Annotated in this window: 10 protein-coding genes; 6 read left to right on the top strand and 4 right to left on the bottom strand. The window is 36.0% G+C overall.

The annotated features are described in order from the left end of the window. Positions 1-379: 379 nt before the first annotated feature. Entirely contained in the window at positions 380-472 is a 93-nt protein-coding gene (locus HMPREF1052_RS11660; RefSeq protein ID WP_040596397.1) for a methionine/alanine import family NSS transporter small subunit, read from the bottom strand. A 1-nt stretch (position 473) separates the two neighbouring features. Next, a complete protein-coding gene (locus HMPREF1052_RS07050) occupies positions 474-1,976 on the bottom strand; it encodes a sodium-dependent transporter (RefSeq protein ID WP_005760812.1) in 1,503 nt (500 codons plus the stop codon). Between the two features lie 284 nt (positions 1,977-2,260). Here HMPREF1052_RS07050 and HMPREF1052_RS07045 point away from each other — a divergent pair, with 284 nt between their 5' ends. Continuing rightward, positions 2,261-2,818, top strand: coding sequence for an RBBP9/YdeN family alpha/beta hydrolase (locus HMPREF1052_RS07045; RefSeq protein ID WP_005760910.1), 558 nt, complete (start codon positions 2,261-2,263; stop codon positions 2,816-2,818). Positions 2,819-2,904: 86 nt separating this feature from the next. Here HMPREF1052_RS07045 and HMPREF1052_RS07040 read toward each other — a convergent pair whose 3' ends face one another. Both HMPREF1052_RS07040 and trmA read right to left on the bottom strand, forming a co-directional pair. Further along, the gene (locus HMPREF1052_RS07040) at positions 2,905-3,663 is read right to left on the bottom strand and encodes a class I SAM-dependent methyltransferase (protein WP_005760775.1); all 759 of its coding nucleotides are present in this window, start codon (positions 3,661-3,663) and stop codon (positions 2,905-2,907) included. Beyond that, a complete protein-coding gene (gene trmA, locus HMPREF1052_RS07035; protein WP_005760939.1) occupies positions 3,660-4,754 on the bottom strand; it encodes a tRNA (uridine(54)-C5)-methyltransferase TrmA in 1,095 nt (364 codons plus the stop codon). Before trmA ends, HMPREF1052_RS07040 begins: the two co-directional genes overlap by 4 nt. A 261-nt stretch (positions 4,755-5,015) precedes the next feature. Here trmA and hybO point away from each other — a divergent pair, with 261 nt between their 5' ends. From hybO to HMPREF1052_RS07010, 5 genes are read left to right on the top strand one after another with little or no spacing between them, the layout of a single operon-like run. Beyond that, complete coding sequence (gene hybO / locus HMPREF1052_RS07030; RefSeq protein ID WP_005760791.1) at positions 5,016-6,188, top strand: hydrogenase 2 small subunit; 1,173 nt, start codon at positions 5,016-5,018, stop codon at positions 6,186-6,188. 2 nt (positions 6,189-6,190) lie between these two features. Next, positions 6,191-7,180, top strand: a complete 990-nt coding sequence (hybA, locus tag HMPREF1052_RS07025) for a hydrogenase 2 operon protein HybA (RefSeq protein WP_005760932.1) — start codon at positions 6,191-6,193, stop codon at positions 7,178-7,180. Continuing rightward, complete coding sequence (gene hybB, locus HMPREF1052_RS07020; RefSeq protein ID WP_005760829.1) at positions 7,173-8,411, top strand: Ni/Fe-hydrogenase cytochrome b subunit; 1,239 nt, start codon at positions 7,173-7,175, stop codon at positions 8,409-8,411. Before hybA ends, hybB begins: the two co-directional genes overlap by 8 nt. Continuing rightward, a complete protein-coding gene (gene hybC / locus HMPREF1052_RS07015) occupies positions 8,408-10,117 on the top strand; it encodes a hydrogenase 2 large subunit (RefSeq protein ID WP_005760858.1) in 1,710 nt (569 codons plus the stop codon). The genes hybB and hybC overlap by 4 nt, the downstream gene beginning before the upstream one ends. Further along, the gene (locus HMPREF1052_RS07010) at positions 10,117-10,596 is read left to right on the top strand and encodes a HyaD/HybD family hydrogenase maturation endopeptidase (protein ID WP_005760815.1); all 480 of its coding nucleotides are present in this window, start codon (positions 10,117-10,119) and stop codon (positions 10,594-10,596) included. Before hybC ends, HMPREF1052_RS07010 begins: the two co-directional genes overlap by 1 nt. Position 10,597: the final 1 nt, after the last annotated feature.

Genomic DNA, 10,597 nt, shown 5'->3' with positions numbered 1-10,597 from the left:
AAAGTTTTTTATCAAATGTACTATTTTTCATCAAAACTCAATGTTTAGTTTAAATATTCTGCACGGATTGTTGATTAATCCCCCATTACACATAACCTTAATTAATAGGAATTAAAACTGTGATAAAGTTGTTTGAATTTCTATTCGGTGATAAGTAGATGAGGAAAGAGTTATAATAATGCTTTGATAGAAAGTTTTTTAAGTTCGTTTAAAGTTAAACAGGCATTGCATAGACATGTTCATTATTACAATGAAGAACAATCAAGCCAAGTTTAAAAAATTTGAGCCCTGTATAATACAGAGCTCAATCTTTAAGTAAGTTGATAAACTGCTGGAGTTTATGGATGCACATCAAAGTGCGGTTTAAATATTAAAAATTTTATTCTTTTGGTAGTCTTATTACGGAAAGGACAAACCCACCCCAAATAACAACTAAGGCAACAATCATCATAATAATTGCAGTGGTACTCATTTTATTCCTCCGAAAATTGAATTTCATTTTTCCATTTTAAACGTGAAAGTAATACAGCAACAATCACCAATAAAATTGACATTCCCCAACCAAAGGTGTTAACAAACCAATTTGGGTAACCTTCGTATCCTTCTGTGAAAACTTTTGCGCCTTCACTGAATAGCATAAATGCTAAAATACCTGTTGTAATAACAATACATAAGCGCCAAATAAAGCCAACTTTAAATGATGAAGTTTCATTTAGGTGATTTCCTAAAACGCCCAATTTTTCATTTGCAACAATCGCAATTAATGATACAAAAGCGACAGCCACAATACCGAAGTAGTTAACAAATTTATCCATTACATCTAACATTGGTAAACCTGTTGTTGTACCAAACAATAATACAGACAAAATCATCATCGGAATTCCAACAAGAAAAGTCACTTTTGCACGACGAATGCGAAGTTTATCCTGTACGGCTGAAATAATAACTTCAATGACAGAAATAAATGATGTCAAGGCGGCGAAGGTTAAAGAACCAAAAAATAATACGCCTAATACTTCACCAAATGGTGCTTCGTTAATAATCGTTGGGAACGCAAAGAACGCTAAACCAATACCACCTTTTGCGACTTCGCTCACTTCCTGTCCTGATGCGGTTGCCATAAATCCAAGGGCAGCAAATACACCAATTCCCGCTAATACTTCGAAGCTACTATTAGCAAAACCAACCACTAATCCTGCACCAGTTAAATCAGAATCTTTCTTTAGATAAGAAGCATAGGTGATCATAATGCCGAAACAAATAGATAAAGAGAAGAATATTTGTCCATAAGCAGCAATCCATACACTTGGATCTGCAAGTTTTGACCAATCAGGTGTGAATAACGCGTCTAATCCTTTTGCTGCACCTGGTAAAAATAAGGATGAAATCACTAAAACAAAGAACATTATCACTAAAACTGGCATTAAAATAGCTGAAGATTTTGCAATCCCTTTTTGTACCCCTAAAGCAAGTACCGCTAATGCAACTAACCATACAACAATTAATGGGCCGACAACCATGCCAACAAATTCAAAACTTACGCCTTGTGTAATATCTCCCATTTTAAGAAACTCACCAACAAAAAAATCTATTGGTTTAGCGCCCCATGCCGTGGTGAATGAGAAGTAAGTATAAGTGGCAGCCCAACCTAATACGACAGCATAATAAAGACCAATAATGACGTTCACCATAACTTGCCACCAACCAAACGCTTCAAAATGTTGGCTAAAACGGCGATAGGAAAGTGGTGCACCACCACGATGACGATGACCGATTGCATAATCTAAAAATAATAAAGGTATCCCAGCCGTCAATAATGCTATTAGATAAGGAATAATAAATGCACCACCACCATTTTCATAAGTGGTATATGGAAAACGCCAGATATTTCCGAGTCCTACAGCTGATCCTATGGCAGCAATAATAAAGGCTCTACGCCCTGAAAAAGTTTCTCGAGTAGAATTTGACTTTGTCATTATGACAATCCTTTTAAAAATTAATTAAACCAGTAAATAGGAATATAGCCTAAAAAGAAAGCTAGTCAATAGTGTTTTTGTTTTCATTTTGTGCGTTTTTAGTATCTTTTATAGTTTTTTAAACTATATATTTAATTAAATTTAGTTATTTAAACCAAAAATATAACATTAATAATCTTTGTATCTAAATAGCTAATTATTCCCCGTATAAAATACTAAATATAAATTACACTAGAAAAAATTAAATTAATTTATAAAATAATTCTAAAAATAGGAAAACCATTATGCATAAACAGCTTTATATTACTCATGGTTATACAGCAACCTCTCAATCACATTGGTTCCAATGGTTAAAAAACCAATTAATTCCCCATCAAATCAATGTTGATATTTTCAATATGCCAAATTCATCTAAGCCTGAACCAGAAGCATGGTTAAGCTATCATCAAAAACATATTCATCAATTAGATGAAAATACTGTCTTTATTGCGCACAGCCTTGGATGTATTGCTACATTACGTTATTTACAACAAAAAAATACCCCAATAAAAGGGCTTATTCTTGTTGCGGGATTTGATCGTCATTTAACAAACTTACCAGAGCTAAATGCCTTTACCTCAGAACCAATTAATTATGCTAAGCTCATCTGCAATATTCCTAATCGTCTTGTTATCGCCTCTTTAGATGATGAAATAGTAAATTGTCATTATTCAGAAGAATTAGCAAAAAAATTGCAAGCCCAATATATTACTTTAGAAAAATCAGGACATTTTTTAGCTCGTCAGGGCTTTACAGAATTTCCTTTCTTATTGGAGCAAACATTAAAAATTTTTGAAATTTAGACCGCACTTTATCAACTGGATTTATTCACCTTTGGTGAATTCTTTTATTGAATATGATTAAATTGGAGGATAGTTCCTCCTGTTTATTAGATATTTGTGGAGTAAATATCAAATCGATGATTTTTAGTTTCTCGACTAAATTGAGGTTGGCGTTGGGCAAGAAATTCCGCATAATCAGGGCGTTTTACTACCACTCGTTTTTTCGCCAATTTTAAGGCAGGTATGAGCAATCCATCAGAATCTAAATCTGCCCCCACTAAATGCTGAAATACACGCATTTCTTTTTTCACTAAAGCAGATTTTGGTTTATGGGGATACATCGGGTCAAGATAAACGACATCAGCGAAATCAACCTCTGGATTAAGTTCACTAATATGATGAACGGATAATAATTGCATGTTTTGCTGCATCATTTCACCAATATCAGGATCTGCATAAGCACGTCGTAAACCATCTTGTAATAATAATGATACCACTGGATGGCGTTCTACTAATTTTACTTTACAACCAATAGCAGCCAGTACAAAAGCATCACGCCCTAAACCAGCTGTAGCATCAATCACCGTGGGTAATTCATCACCTTTAATGCCTACTGCTTTGGCAATGGCTTCACCTCGCCCACCACCAAATTTACGGCGATGTGCCATTGTGCCTGTCACAAAATCCACATAAACGGCTCCGAGTTTAGGCTCATCTAATTTTCGCAATTCTAACCGCACTTCTCCGTTTTGTTCCGTTTGCACCAAAGCAAGAGTATTTTGAGGATCATGTTCTAAACCTTGAGCAACACAAAGTGCGGTGAAATTTTCGGAAATTTCTGTTTCACAGATTAGTTGAATTTTCATGATTTACGTACCAACCAGACTCCACTTTCCATATGATCAGTGTAAGGGAATTGATCAAATAAAGCCGCTTTTTCAATACGGTGGGTATGAGTTAGTTGCTGTAAATTATCACACAAGGTATGCGGATTACAGGAAATATACAAAATCCGATCGTAATTTTGCACTAGTTTTAGCGTATCAGAATCTAGCCCTGCTCGAGGTGGATCAACAAAAATGGTATTACATTGATAAGCCTTGAGATCAATCCCTTTCAAACGGTTAAAGGCACGTATACCATTCATGGCTTGAGTAAATTCTTCAGCAGACATACGAATAATTTGTAAATTATCAATACCATTTTCCACAATATTAAATTGTGCTGCTGCCACAGAAGGTTTAGCGATTTCAGTAGCCAATACTTTACGGAAATTTTGGGCTAAAGCGATAGAAAAATTACCATTACCACAATACAATTCTAATAAATCACCCGTACTGTTTTTGGTACATTCAATAGCCCATTGCAACATTTTGCAATTGACTACAGCATTTGGTTGCGTAAAGCTATTTTCAATTTGACGATACACATAATTTCGACCATTCACAGGGAGAATTTCATCTACATAATCCTGATCTAAGCAGATTTTTTGTTTAGTCGCTCTACCAATAATTTGCACATTAAATTTTTTATTTTCTAACCGCACTTTCAAGGCTTGTGCCGCGATTTGCCATTCTTCCGTTAACGTTTTGTGATAAAGCAAACTGACAATAATTTGGTTGCTTAAGGTACTAAGGTAATCAATTTGGAACAATTTTTTACTCAGAATATCTTGCTCTTTAATCAGCGGAATTAATGTTTCCATCATTCGGTTAATGAGAACACTTGCAGTAGGAAAACGATCTACACGATAACGTTGTTTGCTTTGTTGATCAAACATGACGTGATACAACTCACCTTTATCATGCCATACTCGAAACTCTGCTCGCATACGATAGTTTTGCGTAGGCGAATCAAATACGTCTAATGCTGGTGCGTTAAATGGCGCTAAAAGTGCGGTTAGTTTTTGTTGTTTTTGAGTTAAAAGGGTTGAGTATTGTTCTATCGGTAACTGCATATCAAATATATCAAAGGTTTTTGTGAATTGTTTTAGATTTTATCACAGGAATGCAACAGATGGGGAAAGGAATACAAGATAAGTATTAAGTGATTTTGAAATATTATTGTTATAAATGATAATTATTATCACAAAAAATGTGATATATGAACATTTTTTGTAAAATTTTTGTTGTTTTTTGATAATGCTCAAGTTTTTTTTTACATAAGAGTATTATTCTTAATAATTAACCATACAAAAAATATGTGATTGGAGATCAACATGCAACGAACTGACGGATTACTTTCAGCTTTAAACGATTCTATGGCTGACGTTTCACGCCGTGATTTTATGAAATTATGTACTGCGCTAGCTGCTACCATGGGGTTAAACTCCAAAGCTAGTGCGGAAGAAATGACTCACGCACTCACTAATCCTCAACGACCACCTGTGATATGGATTGGTGCACAAGAATGTACAGGTTGTACGGAATCTTTACTGCGAGCTACTCACCCTACCCTTGAGAATCTCGTTTTAGATATGATTTCCTTAGAATATCACGAAGCTTTATCTGCTGCATTTGGTGAACAAGCAGAAGAAAATAAACACCACGCAATGGAAAAATATAAAGGTAAATATGTTTTAGTTGTTGATGGTTCAATCCCCGTAAAAGATGGCGGTGTTTATTGTATGGTGGCGGGCAAACCTATTGTCGAACATATTCAAGAAGCGTCCAAAAATGCCGCTGCTATCATTGCTATTGGTTCTTGTTCTTCATGGGGTGGTGTGCCATCCACTGGTGGTAACCCAACTGGAGCCAAAAGTTTATCAGAAGTTTTACCAGGTATGCCTGTTATTAATATTCCTGGTTGTCCTCCAAATCCACATAATTTCTTAGCTACCGTTGCTTATATCTTAACCTATAAAAAATTACCAGCGATGGACAAATTAAACCGTCCATTATTTGCTTATGACCGTTTAATTCATGAAAACTGTTATCGTAGACCGCACTTTGATGCAGGTCGTTTTGCTAAAGAATATGGCGACTATGGTCATCGCCATGGTTGGTGTTTATATCACTTAGGTTGTAAAGGCCCTGAAACTTATGGTAACTGTTCGAGCTTAGATTTCTGCGATGTTGGTGGTAATAACTGGCCTGTCGGTATTGGTCATCCTTGCTATGGATGTAATGAAAAAGGCGTTGGGTTTACCAAAGGTATTTTCCAACTTGCCAATGTTGAAAATCCAACACCTCGTGTACAAAAACCTGATGTAGGTAATCAAGAAGGCGAAACCGCTTCTATGACAGCTATTGCCTTAATTGGTGGCGCAGCAGCGGTATTAGCTGGAGTTGCCGTAGTGACCTTAAAAGAACTTTCTGCACAACGTAAAGAATATTTAGAAGCAGAAAAAGCTCGTAAAGAAGCCGCTAAAAAAGAATATTTAGGTGATTAAACATGGATAGACGTGATTTTATAAAAGCAAGCATGTTAGGAAGTGTCGCTGCGATGGCTTCTAACTCTGCTCAAGCTGAAGTAAAAAATCGGGATCCTATTCCTGGTGCATTGGGTATGTTATACGACTCAACATTATGTGTAGGTTGTCAAGCTTGCGTAGCAGAATGCCAACATATTAATAGTAAAATGACCAACCCAAAAGGTGATCAAACATGGTCTAATAATGATAAATTAACGCCTTTTACTCGTAATATCATTCAAGTATGGTCAGAGGGCGATGGTTTAAATAAAGATCAAACACAAAATGGTTATGCCTATATTAAAAAACAATGTATGCATTGTGTTGATCCCAATTGTGTGAGCGTTTGCCCTGTTCAAGCATTAACAAAAGATCCTAAAACAGGCATTGTTGGATATGATCCCGATATTTGCACAGGATGCCGTTATTGTATGGTAGGTTGTCCATTTGATGTGCCTAAATATGATTATAACAATCCATTTGGTGAAATTAGCAAATGCGAATTATGTAATCAAAAAGGTGTGGAACGGATTAATCATAAACAACTTCCTGGTTGTTGCGATGTCTGCCCAACAGGCGCCATTATTTTTGGTACTAGAGAAGAGCTAATGGCTGAAGCTAAACACCGTTTAAGCTTAACACAGGGGGCAGAATACAAATTTCCTCGTCAACATATTAATAGTAAAGATAAATATTTAGCCAAAGTTCCTGTATATGAACAACATATTTATGGTGAAAAAGAAGGTGGTGGTACACAAGTATTGGTATTAAGTGGTGTGCCATTTGAAAACCTTGGACTACCTGCATTAGATGATATTGCAACAGGTAGTCGAGCTGCACATCTACAACATACTTTATATCGAGGCATGGCACTTCCTCTTGTTGGTTTAGCAGGATTAACATTTATGACTTACCGTAATATGCATGGTAAAGGTGCTGAAACTCATCACGAGGAGGAACATCATGAGTAATGCTGCTCGTCCAGTTGGAGGTAAATTAATTTCTGCTTCCATTTTATTCTTTACACCTCTCGCTATCATTTGTTTAGCGTTAATTGTAAAACGTTTATTTCTTGGTATCGGTTCTGTAACCTCTTTAAATGGTGGATACCCTTGGGGATTATGGATTGCCTTTGACTTATTAGTCGGTACTGGCTTTGCTTGTGGTGGTTGGGCTTTAGCTTGGGCGGTATATATCTTTAATAAAGGTCAATATCATGGTTTAGTACGCCCTGCTTTACTCGCCAGTTTATTCGGTTATAGCCTAGGTGGATTATCTATTACCATTGATATGGGGCGTTATTGGCATTTACCTTATTTCTACTTGCCTGGTCAATTTAATACTAATTCTGTGTTGTTTGAAACCGCAGTATGTATGACTATTTATATCTGTGTTGTTACTCTAGAGTTTGCTCCTGTTTGGCTAGGTTTCTTTGGTTTTAAAAAGCTTTTCAAAAAACTAGATAAAATCATGTTCTTTGTGATTGCTCTAGGAGCTTTATTACCAATGATGCACCAATCATCAATGGGTTCATTAATGATTGCTGCTGGTCACAAAGTTCATCCAGCGTGGCAAAGTTATGAATGTTTACCTATTTTTTCATTACTCACAGCATTTATTATGGGATTCTCAATTGTTATTTTTGAAGGTTCTCTAGTAAAAGCAAGTCTTGCACATCAAGCCCCTGATGAGCGTCATTTATTTAGCCGACTTACTCGTGTTGCAGCTATTCTTATTGCCTTATTCTTAGTCATTCGTTTTGGTGAATTAATTTATCATCATAAACTGCACTATGTGTTAGGTTTATTTAAATTTGAAGCATGGATGTTTTGGGCTGAAGTATGGTTAATGACTCTACCATTACTCACCTTATTCTTAGGGGAGCGTCTTTCAGATGGACGTTGGTTATTTATTTCAGCGTTGAGTATGTTATTAGGTGCAGCATTATGGCGTCTTGACTATTCTATGATTATGTACAATCCAGGCAATGGTTATAAATATTTCCCATCAGCTGAAGAATTATTAATATCTATCGGTTTTGTTTCTATTGAAGTGTGTGCCTATATTTTAATTGTTCGCTTATTCCCAGTACTTCCTGTATTGAAAGAAGCCAAACACGAAACCTCAGAAAAAATTATTGCTGAAAAAGCAGCGTTAAGTGAAAACTTAGCACAAAAAACAATTAGCGGAGAAAAAGCATGACAGATAAAAAACGTATCACAATTGACCCAATTACACGTATTGAAGGTCACTTACGTATTGATTGTGACATTGAAAATGGTGTAGTTACCAATGCTTGGTCAACAGGGACCATGTGGCGAGGTATGGAAAACATCGTGAAAGGTGCCGATCCGCGTGATGCATGGATGATTATGCAACGAATTTGTGGGGTATGCACCACTGTACATGCAATTTTAAGTGTGCGAGCAGTAGAAGATGCCGTGGGAGCCAAAGTGCCTGCAAATGCTCAATATATCCGTAATATGATTCTATCTGCGCACAGTATTCATGACCATATTGTGCATTTCTATCAATTATCCGCTATGGACTGGGTAGATATTACGGCGGCATTAAAAGCGGATCCTAAAAAAGCTTCTGACATGTTAAAAGGTATTTCAACCTGGTCATTAAACAGTGAAAATGAATTCCGCAATGTACAAGTAAAAATTAAAAAATTAGCTGATAGTGGACAATTAGGTATTTTTGCTAATGGTTACTTTGGTCATCCAGCAATGAAATTACCACCAGAAGTTAATTTAATTGCTGTAGCTCATTATCTGCAAGCACTAGAATGCCAACGAGATGCAAATCGAGTAGTTGCATTACTAGGAAGTAAATCACCACATATTCAAAATTTAGCGATTGGTGGTGTTGCTAACCCAATTAACTTAGATTCTCCAGCAGTATTAAACCAAGAACGTTTATTATATGTGAAAGCATGTATTGATCGTTTAGGTGACTTTATTAATCAAGTTTATAAAGTCGATGCGGCTGTTTTTGCTGCATTCTATCCTGAATGGCTAACTATAGGTAAAACTTCTGGTAATTATCTAGCTGCACCAGAATATCCATTAGATGGCAATAATGATAAATTTGCCTTAACGGGTGGTTATATTGAAAACTTTGATATGAATACATTCCGCCCAATTACCACACAAAAAGATAACTTTGTGGTACAAGGAATTAAAGAAAGTGGCAAACATTCATGGTATGAAGATGATAAAGCATTAGCACCATGGGCTGGATTAACTCGCCCTAAATATACAGGTTGGGATGAAAATGCGAAATATTCTTGGGTAAAAGCCCCTTCATTCTATGACAAAGTTGTTGAAGTAGGGCCTCTTGCTTGTTTATTAACAAACTTAGCCGCAAAAAATGAAATAACAACCAAACACTTTAATGAATTAAAAGCAATTTACGACAAACTTGCTGGTCGAACTTTAGAAATTAATGACTTACACTCAACCTTAGGTCGTATTATTGGACGTACAGTACATTGTGCAGCCTTAAATGAAATTCTAGTTCAACAATGGCAATTACTCATAGATAATATTGGCAAAGGCGATACGATAGCTTACTTAAAAGCCAATATTCCTGAAAAAGGCACATTTACTGGTGTGGGTTTTGGTGAAGTACCTCGTGGTATGTTATCTCATTGGGTTGTAATTAAAGACGGTAAAATTGATAATTATCAAGCAGTTGTACCTTCAACATGGCTTGCTGGTCCTCGTAACCAAAATGATGAAATGGGTCCTTATGAATTATCTGTTATTGGTACTAAAGTTGCAGATCCAACAAAACCATTAGAAATTGTTCGTCATATTCACTCCTTTGATCCTTGCATGTCTTGTGCAGTGCATGTGGTTAATACGGAAACTGGAGAAACAACGCAAGTGAAGGTTCTATAATGAAACCTTTAATTTTAGGTATTGGTAATATCCTACTCTCTGATGAGGGAGTAGGTGTACGAGTAGTACAACAACTTGAAAAAAATCCTAATTTTATACCGCACTTTGATATTGTTGATGGTGGCACTTGCGGTATGGAATTAATGGATAGTTTAGCCAATCGAGATTATCTAATAATTATTGATGCGGTGTTGGCGGGTAAACAACCAGGCGAAGTAATTATATTAAAAGATGAACAAGTTCCTAAAATGTTCTCACATAAAATATCACCACATCAATTGGGAATTAGTGACGTTTTATCTGCTTTATGGCTTACAGATGAATATCCAAAAAATCTTTGCTTAATTGGTATTCAACCTGAATCATTAGAACCGCATATTGGTTTGACAACAACCATTCAAAATGCGATTCCTGAAGTTTTAAATTGCTTATCTGAACAATTAAAAGCGTTTGGATTACCTTCACCGGATCTAAACTAGG

It is taken from the genome of Pasteurella bettyae CCUG 2042, from assembly GCF_000262245.1.
GTDB lineage: Bacteria > Pseudomonadota > Gammaproteobacteria > Enterobacterales > Pasteurellaceae > Basfia > Basfia bettyae.
The sequence above is the reverse complement of the archived record's forward strand: the minus strand, read 5'-3'. Positions and strand labels throughout refer to the sequence as shown.

Bases quoted from the DNA above. Each gene is read 5' to 3' on its own strand.
- hybO (WP_005760791.1), top strand. From the start codon at position 5,016: ATGCAACGAACTGACGGATTACTTTCAGCTTTAAACGATTCTATGGCT.
- hybC (WP_005760858.1), top strand. From the start codon at position 8,408: ATGACAGATAAAAAACGTATCACAATTGACCCAATTACACGTATTGAA.
- HMPREF1052_RS07050 (WP_005760812.1), bottom strand. From the start codon at position 1,976: ATGACAAAGTCAAATTCTACTCGAGAAACTTTTTCAGGGCGTAGAGCC.
- HMPREF1052_RS07040 (WP_005760775.1), bottom strand. From the start codon at position 3,663: ATGAAAATTCAACTAATCTGTGAAACAGAAATTTCCGAAAATTTCACC.
- trmA (WP_005760939.1), bottom strand. From the start codon at position 4,754: ATGCAGTTACCGATAGAACAATACTCAACCCTTTTAACTCAAAAACAA.
- hybB (WP_005760829.1), top strand. From the start codon at position 7,173: ATGAGTAATGCTGCTCGTCCAGTTGGAGGTAAATTAATTTCTGCTTCC.
- HMPREF1052_RS07045 (WP_005760910.1), top strand. From the start codon at position 2,261: ATGCATAAACAGCTTTATATTACTCATGGTTATACAGCAACCTCTCAA.
- HMPREF1052_RS07010 (WP_005760815.1), top strand. From the start codon at position 10,117: ATGAAACCTTTAATTTTAGGTATTGGTAATATCCTACTCTCTGATGAG.
- hybA (WP_005760932.1), top strand. From the start codon at position 6,191: ATGGATAGACGTGATTTTATAAAAGCAAGCATGTTAGGAAGTGTCGCT.
- HMPREF1052_RS11660 (WP_040596397.1), bottom strand. From the start codon at position 472: ATGAGTACCACTGCAATTATTATGATGATTGTTGCCTTAGTTGTTATT.